The following is a 15,519-nucleotide window of genomic DNA, read 5'->3' as shown; positions in this document are numbered from 1 at the left end:
GCCTACCGTGGCGGGGCGGGGTGAACCTTGACCGCCCGCCAGGTTTGCGTCACGTAGGGCAACTGGACGGTCCCCCCTGGCGCGTGCGCAAGGTGGTCGTACAGATACCACTCGAGGTTTCCCATGACTTTCGCCCGCGTTGCTTCGTTGGCCCGGAGGTAGTAGCTGCGCGACTTCGTCAGTTCCATGATCTCCTCGGGCGTGGTGGGGTCCGCCCACGCCGTGAGGTGGCTCTGCAACCCGGCGAACTCCGGACCGATGGCAGGCCGGAAGCCAGGTTTGTGGACATCTCCGGCGTGCATGATGCGCGAAAGCCTGTGGACCCACGGAACCGACGTATCCAACTGGTTCCAGATCAGTCCCAGGATTCCCTGTGGGCGCAGGATCCGGGAGATTTCGGTGCTGGCGGGGAGGGGGTCGCACCAGTGCCAGGCCTGGGCAACGCTGACGACGTCGAATGCTGAGTCCGCCAGCCCAGTTGCCTCGGCCGTACCCTCCACTGCGCTGACCTGAGGATAGTTCTTCCGCAGTTGTTCCAACATGTCAGTGGAAGGATCGACGGCGGCCACCTCAAGTCCGCGTTCGAGGAGGAGGGCAGTGAACTTTCCGGTACCTGCTCCAATGTCCGCAGCTGTCTCTGCTCTATCGGGAAGGAGCCACGTCAGGGAATCTGCTGGGTAACCGGGCCGCACGCGATCATAGTGCTCACCGCCGTCTTGAAAGCTCTGGCCGAGTTCTTGCCGACGTGTGGCATGGAGTTTCGGACCACGCGGTCCAGCCGGTCCGGGAATGCCGGGCTGTCCGTTTGATGGAGCCGGAGAACGCAATGCCACGCAAGGACTCCTTCACAGGGTCGCCAAAAATATACCCTACGAATTTACCGCAGCAGCGGGAGAGCTTGGATCTCGGGGTTAGCCGCGTCCCTGGTCCACGGTGGGGTTCTAGTCCACGGTGCAGGGAGCAGCGCCGGCAGTGCCGGGTGTGTTGGGAGCCCATTCCGGGTAGGTTCGGTGGTCATTGGCAGGTACCCAGCGGCCCTCGTCCACCACGTAGTCCCAACCCAGCCCGTTGCGCTTGAGTTCATCGATGCCTGCCAGCAGCCTCGTGGCGTCCTCCAACCGGGAGCCGACGCCAAAGCTGGCACGCAAGGAGCCTGAGGGCAGGCCGAGCCGCTTGAGCAGGGGGTGGGCGCAGAAGCGTCCGTCCCGGAGACCAACGCCGTGCTCCGCCGCCAGATACGCGGCGACCAACCCGGCGTCGAATCCTTCCACGGAGAAATTGACGACGCCAATGGTGTCTTCGGAGTCGCTGAAGATCCGGTGGACCGTCACGCCATCGATGGCCTCCAGGCCGTCCACCAGGTAGGAGCGGATGGCTGCTTCATGGGCGTGCCACGCCTCTTGGTCCAGTCCGGCGAGGACCTGGGTGGCGCGGGCGAGGGTTGCCGCACCCAGGACGTTGGGCGAGCCACCCTCGTGGCGGGCGGGACCGGTTGCCCAGCTGACGGAGTCCAGGCGGGCTTCACGGACGGCCCCGCCGCCGGCCAGGTGCGGCGTTCCGGCGTCGAGCCAATCCGGGCGACCAACCACGACACCAGCGCCGAACGGTGCGTACAGCTTGTGTCCGGAGAAGACGATGTAGTCGACGTCCGCCTCGGTGATGTTGATCCGGCGGTGCGGTGCGAGCTGGGCCGCGTCCACCACGATACGGGCGCCGTATTCGTGGGCCAGGGAAGCTAGTTGCGCGATGGGAAGGATTTCGCCGGTGACGTTCGAGGCACCTGTCACGGCAAGCAGGCTTACTCCGCCCTGGGCCAACTCCGTGCGGAGCCTGTCCAGTGTTGCTGTCAAGGTAGACGCTGCGACGACGCTGCGGTGCGGGACACCCTGCCATGGAAGGAGGTTGGCGTGGTGTTCGATGTCCAGATACAGGACTTCGCCCGTCGGTAGGCTGTCAACCTGCGGGAGGCATCCCGCGAGAAGATTCAAGGAGTCGGTGGTATTACGGGTGAAGATCACGGAGTCGTCGGGGCGTCCTCCGACGAATTCACGGACGATGTTCCGCGAATTTTCGTAGACTGACGTGCTGATCTGGGACGCATAACCCGCACCGCGGTGAACGCTCGCATAGTACGGCAGGACTTCGTTGAGGTATGCAGAAACGATGGTCAGGGCAGGCGCCGATGCTCCGTAATCGAGGTTGGCGTACCGAACATGCCCGCCCTGGATCAGCGGAGCCTGTAACTCTGCACCCGTGACTGCGGAGAGCGGCCTTGAAGCGGCGGCAGCCTGCGCCGGGGTTTCTTCGGCAAGAGAAGGAATGATGTTTGAGTCGAACGTGACAGTGCTCATGGGACCTCACTCAAGAGGGACCCCCATAGGGGGATCCGCGCTTGCCGCATCCGTTCCGGACCGGCCGGGTCGTCACCCGGGGCACCCCACCGCGAATGGAGGGTTGCCGGCCAGCAAACCGGGGTTTAGCGCTGGCACTCGTGACCTGTAACAAGGTTAGGGCACTGCCCGGGACCGCTCCAAAGCTGATTCGCATTGTTAAGCGCTTTGTTACGTCGGTGGCCGAATGAGGTGATCCGGCGAAGAAAAAACGGCGGACACCCCCAAAGGGGGGAATCCGCCGTCGAAAATTCGGAAAACGCGCGCGGCCGCGACCGTCCGCAACTGTGCCTTAGAGGAGGTCGTCCAGCCCCGGGTTGAGCCGTTTGAGGACCTCGGAGTGCAGGATCGAGTTGGTGGCCAGGGCGTTGCCGCCGAAGGGGCCGTCTTCGCCTTCCAAGGAAGTAAAACGGCCACCGGCCTCGGTAACGATCGGGACGAGTGCTGCCATGTCGTAGAGGTTCAACTCCGGCTCGCAGGCGATGTCCACGGCGCCTTCGGCCACCAGACAGTAGGACCAGAAGTCACCGTAGGCTCGGGTTCGCCAGATGTCTTCGGTGAGCCCCATGAACTCGTCGAGGTTTCCTCGCTGCTTCCACCCGGACAGGCTTGAATACGACATCGAAGCGTCGGCCAACCGGGAAACGTTCGAGACCTTCAGGCGCGTAGCGGACGCGAGGGAGCGGCCCATGTAGGCGCCCATGTCCTTGGCCGCCCACCAGCGCTTGCCCAATGCCGGTGCGCTGACGACGCCGACAACAGGTTCTCCCTCGTCAACGAGGGCGATCAACGTTGCCCAGACCGGCACGCCGCGGACGAAGTTCTTGGTCCCGTCAATGGGATCTATGATCCAACGCCGTGAGCCATGGCCGCTGCTGCCAAACTCCTCGCCCAGGACGGCGTCCCTCGGCCGGGAGCGGGACAGCTGACCCCTGATTGCTTCCTCAGCGGCCTTGTCGGCATCGGTGACTGGTGTGAGGTCTGGCTTGGTTTCGATCTGCAGGTCCAGTGCCTTGAAGCGGTCCATGGTCTGGGCGTCGACTGAATCAGCGAGGACGTGGGCAAGGCGCAGGTCATCGTTGTAGGTGGAAACGGGATGGGTCATGCCACCAAACTATCCTGAATCATCAGCTGCGGTGGGGACGTGGCGCCGTAAGGATCAGTTGACGGTGCCCAGTTCCTTGGCCTCTTTGGCTTCAAGCCGGGGGTCCGCACCCAGCAGGCGGCGCAAGGAAGCCAGCCGGGCCACACCGGAGGGCCCTGCATGGCCTTCGTTCACCCAGGGATCCAGGCCGCAATTGATGGCTGTGGCGTCATGCTTGCAGCCACGCTCGCAGGCTTCCGTGCCGGGCTCAAGGTCAGGGAACGAATGCAGGATCCGGTCCGGATCCACGTGCGCAAGACCAAAGGAGCGGATGCCGGGGGTGTCGATGATCCAGCTGCCGGACGGGGCATCGGCAAGTTTCAGGGCCAAGGCAGACGACGAGGTATGCCGTCCACGGCCCGTCACGGCATTGACGCCGCCCGTGGCTCGTTCCGCCCCCGTCAAAGCATTGACCATGGTGGATTTGCCGACGCCTGAGTGGCCGAGCATGACGGTCACCTTGCCGCCGAGGTGGGAGCGCAGCTGGGCCACGGCGTCCCTGTCCAAACGTGCTGATAATCCGTCATCCGAACGCGCGTCAATACCGCTGGCTTCAGTGTCCGCTGTGCGGCTGATGATCACGGGGAAGTCCAGGCTGAGGTAGTTGGCGAGCAATTCCGCCGGATCCTTGACGTCCGCTTTGGTGATGAGCAGCAGCGGCTCTATGCCGGCGTCGTACGCTGCCACCAAGGCGCGGTCGATGAACCCGGTGCGCGGTTCGGGGTTGGCGGCAGCAACAACCACCACCAGCTGATCGGCGTTGGCCACAACCACCCGTTCGATGGGGTCAGTGTCGTCGGCGCTGCGACGCAGCAGGGTGCGGCGTTCTTCAACACGGACCAGCCTTGCAAGCGTGTCCGGGGCGCCGGAGACATCACCTACCAAGGCGACGAAATCGCCGGGGACCACGGGGTTCCGCCGCAGTTCACGGGCGCGGGCGGCGATAATGACGCGTTCATCCGCGGAATCTTCGTCCACAATGGCCCTGTAGCGCCCGCGGTCCACGGTGATGATCCGGCCAATAACGGCGTCATCATGGCTTGGCCGGTCCTTGGTCCGGGGCCTTGATCCTTTTTTGTTGGGGCGGATCCGGACGTCGGATTCGTCCCAGGAGCGTGCATCGCGGCCCATGGTCAGTTGCTGGCCTCGTCCGTGCCGGCGGATTCGAGCATACTTGCCCAGATTTCAGGGAACTCCGGCATGGTCTTTGACGTCGTGGCGATATCTTCCACGTGGACGCCTTCGATCGCGAGTCCGAGGATGGCACCCGCAGTGGCCATGCGGTGGTCGGCGTAGCTGTGCACCACACCGCCGTGCAAGGCCGCGGGGCGGATAATCAAGCCATCGGCGGTTTCTTCGGAGTCTCCACCCAGGGCGTTGATCTCAGCGACAAGCGCAGCAAGCCGGTCCGTTTCGTGACCACGGAGATGGGCAATGCCCGTCAGCCGCGAGGGGCTTGCGGCAAGAGCGCACAAGGCCGCAACAGTGGGAGCGAGTTCGCTGGTTTCGTCGAAGTCGGCTCCGAGGATCGCCGGCCCGCCGGTCACGCTAAGGGTCCCGTCCGCCAAGGTGACCTCGGCCCCCATAGTGGCGAGGATCGTCCTCCACATATCGCCGACCTGGGTGGTGCTGGCCGGCCAGTTGGGGATGCGGACGGTTCCCTGCGTGGCCAACGCTGCGGCCAGGAACGGCCCCGCATTTGAAAGATCCTGTTCGATCCGTTGGTCAAAGGCCTTGATGGAGCCGGGGGAGACCCGCCAATGGTTGGGCACGGAGTCGTCCACGGAGACTCCGACACTTCGCAGGACCTCCACGGTCATGGTGATGTGGTCGAGGCTGGGTACCGGCTTTCCGACGTGCTCCAAGTGAAGCCCCTCGGTAAACCGTGCGCCCACCAGCAGCAAGGCGGAGACGAACTGGGACGAGGCGCTGGCGTCGATCACCAAGTGGCCGCCGCGGACCTCGCCGGTGCCTTCCACTGTGAACGGAAGGGCCGACGGCGTCCTGCCGCCTTCCGCTGCCACGGGAACGCCGAGGGCGATCAACGCCTCGATGATGGTTCCCATGGGCCGGTTGCGGGCATGTGGATCTCCATCGAAGACGGTGGGCCCGTTGCGCAATGCCGCGAGGGGAGGCACGAAACGCATGACGGTTCCAGCCAGGCCGCAGTCGATGGCAGTTTCCGAGCCCGAGGCTGCAGGATCCATGGGCGTTATCTCAAGGTCCGGACCGTAGTCGCCGTCACCGGGGACCTCCGTGACGGTGGCGCCCAAGTGCCGCAGGGCCTGGATCATGAGTGCGGAGTCACGGGAATGCAGGGGAGCGCGTAACCTCGAGGGGCCATCCGCCAAAGCCGCCAACACCAGGAACCGGTTGGTCAGCGACTTTGAACCAGGCACCGTCACCGTGGCGTCCACTGGCCCCTTGGCGTACGGGGCCGGCCAGAGTGGCAGCGCGGCGGCTTCGGTCGATCCTGTGTTTGCGGCGGTGGTACCTGTCATGCTTCCTTATGCTCCAACTGCGTTGTCTACGGCCTTGCGTACTGCTTTGTCTGCCCGCTTGATCTGCTTGCCCGTCACCTTTTTGGCATCGGCAGCCAAGTGCTCTGCGCGCCAGGCGATGCTCGGACGTCCGTCGGTATCAACAGAGGCAAGAAGGACTCCGCCCGTCAGGGAAATGTTCTTCAACAGCTGTGCCTTACGGGCGCTCCGGCCCTCCTTGGTGCTGATATCGGCCGAACGCCATTCGACGTAGGAGTTCAAAGCCGACGTCACAGCCAGCACAGTGGCGGCGAAACGGGAAAGCTTTCCCAGTCCAAGCAATGCTCCGGCGCCCAGCTGTGCTCCACCGATGAGGCGCGCGAGGGTCTTCTCATCGGCCTTGAAAGGGAGGGATTCGGAGGCGCGTCGTAGGACGGGGGAGAGCTGCTTGGCGGTGTCGTCCGCGTTCCTGAGCTTGTCCAGACCTGCGACGACGAAGCTGGACGCGAGCATGGGACGGGCGAGAAAACGGATAACAGACATGTCTTGCCTCCTGGGTGGCTTGCCACACGATGTCAATGAGTGTTGTGTTCAAGGGGTGCAGTCTGCTCTAGTCTTGCACCTTTGCGGAATATTTACCCAGCGGCGGCCGTTGTGAACTAGTGGTGCGGTGGAGACCGGACTGCGGCAGGTGTTGCCGCCTTGGTGAACGGAGTTGGTTTTTTGACTTTGGTTAAGGACCGGGTGGTTCTACCGGAGCCCGGGTACGGCATGCAGCCGGAATCCCGGCAGCTGACAGTAGACTTGGCAACGATGAGCACCACGGAACCGGCCGCAGCGGCCACGGACCAGGCAGCCGGCGCGAATGACGACGCAGTGGCCGCGACCGACGTCGACCTTGCCACGGAGACTACCGAACAGCGGCGGGAGCGCTTCGAACGCGACGCCATGCAGTACGTGGACCAGTTGTATTCGGCGGCCATGAGGATGGCCCGCAACCCCTCGGATGCCGAGGACCTGGTTCAGGAGGCCTACACCAAGGCATTCTCGGCTTTCCACCAGTACAAGCCGGGAACAAACCTTAAGGCGTGGCTTTACCGCATCCTGACCAACACCTATATCAACCTTTACCGTAAGCGTCAGCGGGAGCCTTTGCAGTCCAACTCGGACACGATCGAGGATTGGCAGTTGGCCAAGGCAGAATCGCACACGTCGGCAGGCCTGAGGTCCGCCGAAACTGAGGCACTGGATCACTTGCCGGACTCCGATGTCAAGAACGCGCTGCAGTCGATCCCGGAAGAATTCCGTCTGGCCGTCTACTTTGCAGACGTCGAAGGCTATGCCTACAAGCAAATCTCAGAAATCATGAACACCCCGATCGGCACGGTCATGTCACGGTTGCACCGAGGCAGGAAGATGCTGAGGGACATGCTGGCGGACTACGCCACCGAACGGGGCTTCAGGGCCCATACCGAAGATCAGGCCGCGGCCGGAAGCAACAATCAGGAGAAAGAGAAATGAGCGACTGCCAGGGATTGGGCGATTGCGACGATACGCGAATGCAGCGGATCTACGAGTACCTCGACGGCGCTTTGACCCGCGAGGACCTCACTGAGATCAAGCAGCATTTGGACACCTGTGAGGAATGCTCTGAGCAGTATGACCTTGAGTGCCTTATCCGCACCATGGTCAAGCGCTCGTGTACGGAATCGGCACCGGAAAACCTGAAGAACTCGATTCTTGACAGGATCCACTCCATCAAGCCGGTAGAGGCCTGATCAGAGCCGGCCACAACGCCAAGGGCCCCGGAAACCGCATGGTTTCCGGGGCCCTCGCTCTTAAGCCTGTGACACTAAGCCGCTGGCTTAGGTGTTGGGACGCTTGCCGTGGTTCGCGCCGCCGCGCTTACGGTCACGACGCTTACGTGCACGCTTGCTCATAGCTGGCCTCCTTCAATGATTGATACTCAATAGAGCTGCCCTCCAGTTTCGCACATCCGGGTGCCGCGTCGCGAACCGGGCCTGGTGTTGCAGTGGCCCGGTTCGGAAGGAGGTCATTTCCCCAACGAATTCCGGATCGAAATACGGGCTTGGTCCAACACTGTGCGCACGGTTTCAAGTGCCACTGGCGTCAACGGGTGCGAGGCGCCGTGTTGGCGCAACTCGATGCGGATATCGTCCCTGAATGCCTGGACCATCAACTCGGCCTCCTTCAGCATGCGCTGGCCATCGGGTGTATAGCCCGCGGTACGGCTTCGGAAAGTCGCAGAGGTCGCGCTGGTGCGCGCCGCTTCCGCGGTAGCCGCCAGGTCCGCCCGCAGTCCACGCATGTTGGTCCGGATGTCGTCCCGCAGGTTGTCCGCGAGCCTCCTGACCGAGGCCGAGATGGTGTCTTCCACGTCCGCCAATTCCTCGCGCCGCCCATCAAGCTCGGCGCGGCCCGCATCAGTGATGAAGTATTTGGTACGGCGACCCTCAGTCTCAGTTGCGACGAGGCCCTCTTCTTCCAGCTTCCCCAGCCGTGGATAGATGGTTCCCGCGCTGGGGGAATATGTGCCGCCGAAGCGGTCACCCAGTGCCTTGATCAGTTCATATCCGTGTTTAGGACCCGTTTCGAGCAACGCCAGAAGATAGAGGCGCAACGCTCCGTGGGCGAAGACCGGCGGCATCAGAGGCCCGCTTCGCCGGGGAAGTGGTGGTTATTATCCGTGGCCGGCGCCGACCCGTGCATGATGTACGTCTTGCCGGAGACTGTATTGGTGCGCACCAGCATGAGCCGTTCGTCCGGGCCGACGATCGTGTGCACGTTGCTGCCGGGCTGGGCGTACAACTGATCGTCGATGACCACGGTCCCGCTGGCGGATTTTGCCACGATGTCCAGACCGACATCATGGGGCAGCCGGATGGTCAGGTCACCGGAAACGGAATTGGCGCCGAAGTCGTTGGTATAGTCCTGAAGATCGAAACTGAGGTCGCCACTAATGGTGCTGGCCCGGACGTTCTTGAACTTTCCCGAAGCGGTAACTTCGCCTGACACGCTCTTGGCGGTCAGGACGCCGTCGTGGTTCCTGGCGATGACCTCCCCGCTGACGGTGTTCACGTGCAGTTCGCCGCTGGTGCCGTCGGCCATGACGGAACCGGAGACGGTGTTCAGGCGCGTCCGTCCACTGATCCCGGAGACCATGCCGTCGCCGCTCACCGTTCCAGCTTCGACGTCGACGCCGGGCGGAAGGGCGATCCCCACTACCACCGAGTTGGTGCTGGTGTTATTGACGGTCCCCATCAGGTTCCGGAACCAACCCTGCGGCCCTTGCAGCTGATGACGGACCTCCAAGCGTCCGTCCACCAGTGTCACCGTCAGGGGGTCGCCCGTGATCTCGCTGATTTCGATGCGGACGTATGGTTCGTCATGGGTCATGACGTCAAAGCGGCCCTTCACGATTCCCAGCTTGAGGGAGCGGACGTCGTCCACATCGATGGTTTGCGGACCCGTCACGGTCCATAGTTCCTCAGACATGATTCCTCCAGGTTGCGATATATCGCGTTGTTCAATTCACGATATATCGCGAGTCCCTTGGGGGGCAAGGGCCTGGGGACAATCAAGCAGCCGGGCGGTACAACTTGCCAATCAGCGTGCGGGCAATGGTGGTCGCGGGGTCCCGCCCGTCGGCAGCGGGCGCCAGGTTGGTCCACACCACCAACGAGACTGAATTGGCGGGGTCATGACCCATAAAGGTGTTGAAGCCCGGCAACTCGCCGGTGTGCCCATACAAGTTACCGAACTTTGCGATTCCCAAACCATAGGATGCGCCACCGGTATTGTCGGGATTGGTGGGGGTGACGCTCTCAAGCCGTTTTTGCTGGAGTTCCGGTTTGAGGAGCTTGCCGTTGACCAGGGCTTCGCCCAAAATCTTGAGGTCCTCAGCCGTGGATATGCCCGACCCCGCGGCCCAAGCCCACGACGGATTGACGTCGGTGACATCGTTCGGCGCCAGAGCGCCGGCCGTGGCCTCCTTCTGCATGTCCTCGGGAAGGGCCGGATTGGTCATGGTCAGGACGTTGTCGCCGTAGAAATAGCCTTGGGAATGGGGCTCCGGAATCGCATTGGAAGAAATCTCGGGAAAGACCGTACCCTTTAGCCCGAGCGGTTCGAAAATCCGCTCCTTGAACAGGGTTCCGAGCGGCTTTCCTTCCAATTTCTCGGCGATCAGGCCCAGAAGAACCGTGTTCGTGTTGGAGTAATGAAAGCCTTGGCCCGGCCCGAAATACGGCGGATGGGCGAATGCCAGGGCAAGGAGCTCTTCCGGCTGCCAGACTCTTTGTGGATCCTGGTCCATCGCCGTGTTGAGTTCAAGGGTCTCTGTGTAGTTGAACAGGCCGCTGCGCATGGTCAGCATCTGTTCGAGGGTGATCGACTCGCCGTTGGGGACGTCGGGGCGGTACTTCGACACAGGGTCGCCCAGAGAAAGCTTGCCGTCCTGTACGAGTTGCAGAATGACTGTGGTGGTCCAGGTCTTGGTGACGGAACCTACCCGGATGTGGTCCTGGGCAGAAACTGGACGGTCAGCGCCGCGGGTCCCCGTGCCGTAGGACGCCGTCAGCGATCCCTCGGGAGTCTGCAGCAGCACCACTGCACCGGGGACCAGGAGTTCTTTGGCCGTGCGTTCGAATTCGGCACGCAACGTTCCCGCGTCGAAGGGCAGTAATGCTGCGGCAGATGTGGCGGCGGACGGCGGTGTGGACGATGCGGGCGCCGTGGAGGACGTTGCGGGAGCGGGAGGACCGGAACTGCAGGAAACTGTGGCTGCTACGGCGGCGACGACGGCCGCTGCGACTGTTGCTCTGACAGAAACCTGCATGTTCCGCGTCATGGCTACTCCGGTTGGGCGATATTAAGCCATTGGAACCAGCCGCGGTGCAGGACCAGCCACGCAATCAATCCGTAGCCGGCCTGGCCCGGTGTTCCCCCATTGGCTGCGAGGTCCGTCCTCCACTGCTCATGATTGAGCAAGGGGGAGAACGTGTCAACGTAATGGTGGTTCCGCCTGGTAGTGACATCGGCAAAGGCCGTGTTGAGTTCAGCGAGGCGCTTGTTCCGTGCCGGGTCCAGTGTGGGAGGCGGGCCCACCACAAAGACCTCCACGCTGCTGTGGGAGGCGCCGTCGAGGATGTTGGCCAGGTTCAGGCGGCTTCGTGCCGTGGACAGGCCAAACTCCAGGTCCCGCCCGGAGAGCCCGATGACCAGGCGGTTCTCGTGGGTATCACTGAAACGTCGACCGGCTTCATCCTGCCAGCGGGCGGCCAAGCCCTCTGTGCCTTCCATGGGGCAGGGGAGCGGGAAACTTTCCACCACGACGGAGTCCTGGGGCGTGCGGGCCAGCACTCGTCCGAGCCAACCCAATGCGCGGGGATCCCCCAGGCCCGCCAGCAGTTCATCTCCTACAGCCGCGATGCGCAGCTTCCTGTCTTCCACGGTTACCTCTTCACACTCGTTACGGTCCTTGCACAGTTTGCCGGATCATCGGCCGGTTCTGGAACCGGGTACCTGTCCCATTAAACAGAACTGCCCGGCCTGAGGCGCGCATTCGCTCCTCAGGCCGGGCAGTTTCGCTTACTTGCGTTCGAACGCCTGCTTGATCAGGGCATCCTGCTCAGCGGCGTGGCGCTTCATGGAACCGGCAGCCGTGGAGGCTGAAGCCGGGCGCGAGACCAAGCGCAGCTTGCGGTCAAGCTCCGGTGCCAGGTTCAAGCCCATGAACGGCCACGGACCCTGGTTGGCAGGCTCATCCTGTGCCCAAACGATGTCAGCGTTCGGGTACTTGGCCAGCTCGGCGTCAATCTCAGCCTTGGGCAGCGGGTACAGCTGCTCGACGCGGATAATCGCGGTGGAGGTGTCGCCGGACTTCTGTCGGTTGGACAGAAGGTCGTAGTACAAGCGACCCGAGACCAGGATGACCCGGTCCACGTTAGCCGGCTGTACTTCCGGATCGGCAATGACCGGCCGGAAGCCGCCCGTGGTGAAGTCTTCGACGGCGGACGCGGCGCCCTTGAGCCGGAGCAGCTGCTTCGGCGTGAAGATGATCAGCGGCTTGCGCGGACGGCTGTAGGCCTGGCGGCGCAACAGGTGGAAATGCGATGCCGCGGTGGTGGGGTTGGCCACGATCATGTTGTCCTCGGCGCACATCTGCAGGAAGCGCTCGATACGTGCCGACGAGTGGTCCGGACCTTGGCCTTCGTAGCCGTGCGGGAGCATGAGCACCAGCGAGGAGCGCTGGCCCCATTTCTGTTCTGCCGAGGAAATGAACTCATCAATGATGGTCTGGGCGCCATTGACGAAGTCACCAAACTGGGCTTCCCACAGGACCAGGGCATCCGGACGCTCCACTGAGTAGCCGTATTCGAAGCCCATGGCTGCGTATTCGGACAGCAAGGAGTCGTAGATCCACAGCTTGGCCTGGTCATCGGAAAGGTTGCCCAGGGGCAGCCACTCGTTGCCGTTGGCGCGGTCGTGGAAGACTGCGTGACGCTGCACGAACGTGCCACGGCGGGAGTCCTGGCCGGCCAAACGAACAGGCACGCCCTCCATGATCAGCGAGCCGAACGCTGCGATTTCGCCGAAGCCCCAGTCGATGCCGCCTTCGCGGGACATCTGTTCACGCTTTTCCAGGAGCTGCTTGAGCTTGGAGTGGACCGTGAAGCCATCGGGAATTTCCAGATGCGCCTTGCCGATCCGGGCAAGGGTGTCAGCGGAAATGGCGGTGGACGCAGGGGAGTTGGTACCGAAGTCGGCCTGCTGGGCGATGGGACGCTCGATGTCCGAGACCGCAGCGGAATCCGCAGTGATGATCGGGATCGGCGAGGTCTGCGCTGCGTGCGTCTCAGCGAAGACACGCTCGAGGCGCTCCTGGTAGTCGCGGAGCAACTGCTCTGCTTCTTCCTCGGTGATGTCGCCACGGCCGATGAGCGACTCGGTGTACAACTTCCGGACGGAGCGCTTGGCTTCGATCAGGTTGTACATGAGCGGCTGGGTCATCGAGGGGTCGTCGCCTTCGTTGTGGCCGCGACGGCGGTAGCAGACCATGTCGATGACGACATCCTTGTGGAAACGCTGACGGAACTCGTAGGCGAGCTGCGCAACACGCACCACTGCTTCGGGATCGTCGCCGTTCACGTGGAACACCGGAGCCTGGATCATCTTGGCAACGTCCGTGGAGTACGTGGACGAACGCGATGACGACGGCGCTGTGGTGAAGCCAACCTGGTTGTTGACGATCACGTGGATGGTACCGCCGGTGCGGTAGCCACGCAGCTGGGAGAGGTTGAGGGTTTCAGCCACAACACCCTGGCCGGCAAACGCGGCGTCACCGTGGACCATGATGGGCAGCACGGGGAACGACTCGCCTTGGTCCAACCGGTCCTGCTTGGCGCGGACGATGCCCTCAAGGACGGAGTCCACGGCTTCCAGGTGCGACGGGTTGGCGGCGAGGTAGACCTTGGTCTGCTTGCCGTTGTCCGAGGTGAAGGTGCCTTCGGTACCGAGGTGGTACTTGACGTCGCCCGAGCCCTGGACGGAGCGTGGGTCCTGGGTGCCCTCGAACTCGCGGAAGACCTGTGCATAGGTCTTGCCGGCGATGTTGGTGAGCACGTTGAGGCGGCCGCGGTGTGCCATGCCAATGGCAACCTCGTCCAGTCCGTCGTCTGCTGCGTCCGAGATCACGGCATCGAGCAGCGGAATCAGTGACTCGCCACCCTCGAGGGAGAACCGCTTCTGGCCGACGAACTTGGTCTGCAGGAACGTCTCGAATGCCTCAGCGGCGTTGAGCTTGGAGACGATGCGCAGCTGTTCTTCACGGCTTGGCTTGGAGTAAGGGTGCTCCAGCTGGTCCTGGAACCATTTGCGTTCCGCCGGCTCCTGGATGTGCATGTACTCGATGCCCGTGGTGCGGCAGTAAGCGTCACGGAGAACACCGAGGATGTCGCGGAACTTGAGCTGCGGCTTGCCGCCGAATCCGCCGGTGGGCCACTCACGGTCCAGGTCCCACAAGGTCAGGCCGTAGGTCAGCACGTCCAGGTCGGGGTGCTTGCGCTGCACGTACTCCAGGGGATCGGTGTCGGCCATCAGGTGGCCGCGCACGCGGTAGGAGTGGATCAGCTGCTGGATGCGGGCAACCTTGTTGATCTCGTCGGCGGGATCCACTTGGAGGTCCGGGCTCCAGCGGACGGGCTCGTACGGGATACGCAGGGCTTCGAAGATCTCATCGTAGAAGTTCTGCGCACCGAGCAGGAGCTGGTGGACAAGCTTGAGGAACTCTCCACTGCCGGCACCCTGGATCACGCGGTGATCGTAGGTGGAGGTCAAGGTGAGGATCTTGCTGATGGCGTTCTGCGCGATGATCTTCTCGCTGGCACCCTGGAACTCTGCCGGGTAGTCAAGGGCGCCGACGCCGATGATGGCAGCCTGCCCCTTGGAGAGGCGCGGCACCGAGTGAACGGTGCCGATGCCGCCGGGGTTGGTCAGCGAAACCGTGGTGCCTGCGTGGTCATCAGCCGTCAGCTTGCCGTTGCGGGCACGCTTGATGAGGTCCTCGTAGGTGTGCCAGAACTCTGCGAAGTCCATGGTCTCGGCCTTCTTGATGTTGGGAACCATCAGGAGGCGGGTGCCGTCGGGCTTGGGCATGTCAATGGCGATGCCAAAGTTGACGTGTGCCGGCTGCACGGCGCTGGGCTTGCCATCGATTTCGTCGTAGTAGACGTTCATCGACGGGAACTGGGAAAGTGCGCGAACAACGGCGTATCCGATGAGGTGCGTAAAGGAGACCTTGCCGCCGCGGGCCCGGGCAAGGTTGGAGTTGATGACCACCCGGTTGTCGATGAGCAGCTTGGCGGGAACTGCCCGGACGCTTGTGGCGGTAGGTACTTCCAAGCTGGTCACCATGTTGGTGGCGATGGCCTTGGCCGGACCCCGGAGAACGGAAACGACGTCTTCCTCGGGTGCGGTAGGCGCCTTGGTGCTCTTGGGCAGTTGGGCAGGAATGGGCTGGGCAGTGGTGCCGGCAGCGGGCTTCTTTGCTCCGTCCCGGGCAACCGTGGCCGGTGCCTTTTTTGCCGGGGCGGGAGCCGCCGGTGCGGCAGGTTCCGCGGCGGGCGCCGCTGCAGGAGCGGCCGGCGCCGGTGCCGGAGCCGCTGCAGCCGGAGCTACCACGGGAAGTACTTGGGTAGGGGGATTGGCAGCTGTTGTAGCTGCGGAGGTTCCGTTGGAAGAAGTGCCGTCAGCAGAAGCAAAGGATTCAAAGAGTGGCCACCACTTGGTGTCGACCGAATTCTTGTCCTGTTGGTACCGCTCGTACAGTTCGTCAACGAGCCACTCGTTTCCGCCAAATTCCTCTGGTAGACGGTGGCTGGGCTGCTCTGGCACTTGAAATACGCCTCTTCCATGAGTGTTGTTTTCCCGCTGGCCAAAGTTGCTTTTCCGCAACGATGGGACAGGGTCCGGGTCCCGCGAACTC

At 63.0% G+C, this 15,519-nt stretch carries 14 protein-coding genes and 1 riboswitch; of the genes, 2 read left to right on the top strand and 12 right to left on the bottom strand.

Annotated features, from left to right (window positions below; all coding sequences use genetic code 11):
- Positions 1–2: 2 nt before the first annotated feature.
- The 6 genes from J3D46_RS19585 to J3D46_RS19560 form a co-directional block, all read right to left on the bottom strand.
- Positions 3–827 carry a class I SAM-dependent methyltransferase gene (locus J3D46_RS19585; RefSeq protein ID WP_253469260.1) on the bottom strand — a complete coding sequence of 275 codons (825 nt, stop codon included), beginning with the start codon at positions 825–827 and terminating at the stop codon, positions 3–5.
- Positions 828–941: 114 nt separating this feature from the next.
- Positions 942–2,351: an aminotransferase class V-fold PLP-dependent enzyme gene (locus J3D46_RS19580; protein WP_231338287.1), complete on the bottom strand. Its 1,410-nt coding sequence runs from the start codon at positions 2,349–2,351 to the stop codon at positions 942–944.
- Positions 2,352–2,383: 32 nt separating this feature from the next.
- Positions 2,384–2,497: riboswitch (SAM riboswitch) on the bottom strand.
- 185 nt (positions 2,498–2,682) lie between these two features.
- Complete coding sequence (gene hisN / locus J3D46_RS19575; protein ID WP_231338288.1) at positions 2,683–3,495, bottom strand: histidinol-phosphatase; 813 nt, start codon at positions 3,493–3,495, stop codon at positions 2,683–2,685.
- Positions 3,496–3,549: 54 nt separating this feature from the next.
- Entirely contained in the window at positions 3,550–4,665 is a 1,116-nt protein-coding gene (locus tag J3D46_RS19570) for a ribosome small subunit-dependent GTPase A (protein ID WP_231338289.1), read from the bottom strand.
- A 2-nt stretch (positions 4,666–4,667) separates the two neighbouring features.
- Positions 4,668–6,035, bottom strand: coding sequence for a 3-phosphoshikimate 1-carboxyvinyltransferase (aroA, locus tag J3D46_RS19565; protein WP_231338290.1), 1,368 nt, complete (start codon positions 6,033–6,035; stop codon positions 4,668–4,670).
- 6 nt (positions 6,036–6,041) lie between these two features.
- Complete coding sequence (locus tag J3D46_RS19560) at positions 6,042–6,557, bottom strand: DoxX family membrane protein (protein WP_231338291.1); 516 nt, start codon at positions 6,555–6,557, stop codon at positions 6,042–6,044.
- 180 nt (positions 6,558–6,737) lie between these two features.
- Between J3D46_RS19560 and J3D46_RS19555 the strand changes: the two genes are divergently transcribed.
- Positions 6,738–7,535: a sigma-70 family RNA polymerase sigma factor gene (locus tag J3D46_RS19555; protein WP_231338292.1), complete on the top strand. Its 798-nt coding sequence runs from the start codon at positions 6,738–6,740 to the stop codon at positions 7,533–7,535.
- A complete protein-coding gene (gene rsrA, locus J3D46_RS19550; protein WP_159707456.1) occupies positions 7,532–7,792 on the top strand; it encodes a mycothiol system anti-sigma-R factor in 261 nt (86 codons plus the stop codon). Before J3D46_RS19555 ends, rsrA begins: the two co-directional genes overlap by 4 nt.
- An 87-nt stretch (positions 7,793–7,879) precedes the next feature.
- Here rsrA and J3D46_RS25175 read toward each other — a convergent pair whose 3' ends face one another.
- From J3D46_RS25175 to J3D46_RS19525, 6 genes are all read right to left on the bottom strand, one after another.
- Positions 7,880–7,954: a 50S ribosomal protein bL37 gene (locus J3D46_RS25175; RefSeq protein ID WP_369299106.1), complete on the bottom strand. Its 75-nt coding sequence runs from the start codon at positions 7,952–7,954 to the stop codon at positions 7,880–7,882.
- A gap of 113 nt (positions 7,955–8,067) precedes the next feature.
- Positions 8,068–8,682: a PadR family transcriptional regulator gene (locus tag J3D46_RS19545; RefSeq protein ID WP_231338293.1), complete on the bottom strand. Its 615-nt coding sequence runs from the start codon at positions 8,680–8,682 to the stop codon at positions 8,068–8,070.
- Entirely contained in the window at positions 8,682–9,530 is an 849-nt protein-coding gene (locus J3D46_RS19540) for a DUF4097 family beta strand repeat-containing protein (protein ID WP_231338294.1), read from the bottom strand. Before J3D46_RS19540 ends, J3D46_RS19545 begins: the two co-directional genes overlap by 1 nt.
- Before the next feature lie 82 nt (positions 9,531–9,612).
- Positions 9,613–10,884 carry a serine hydrolase gene (locus J3D46_RS19535; RefSeq protein ID WP_231338295.1) on the bottom strand — a complete coding sequence of 424 codons (1,272 nt, stop codon included), beginning with the start codon at positions 10,882–10,884 and terminating at the stop codon, positions 9,613–9,615.
- Positions 10,885–10,886: 2 nt separating this feature from the next.
- Positions 10,887–11,486 carry a GDSL-type esterase/lipase family protein gene (locus J3D46_RS19530; RefSeq protein WP_014922202.1) on the bottom strand — a complete coding sequence of 200 codons (600 nt, stop codon included), beginning with the start codon at positions 11,484–11,486 and terminating at the stop codon, positions 10,887–10,889.
- Between the two features lie 138 nt (positions 11,487–11,624).
- Positions 11,625–15,428, bottom strand: a complete 3,804-nt coding sequence (locus tag J3D46_RS19525; protein WP_231338296.1) for a multifunctional oxoglutarate decarboxylase/oxoglutarate dehydrogenase thiamine pyrophosphate-binding subunit/dihydrolipoyllysine-residue succinyltransferase subunit — start codon at positions 15,426–15,428, stop codon at positions 11,625–11,627.
- Positions 15,429–15,519 lie beyond the last annotated feature (91 nt).

This window comes from Paenarthrobacter sp. A20, from assembly GCF_024168825.1.
Classification (GTDB): Bacteria; Actinomycetota; Actinomycetes; order Actinomycetales; family Micrococcaceae; genus Arthrobacter.
This window is presented reverse-complemented; position numbering and strand designations above follow the sequence as displayed.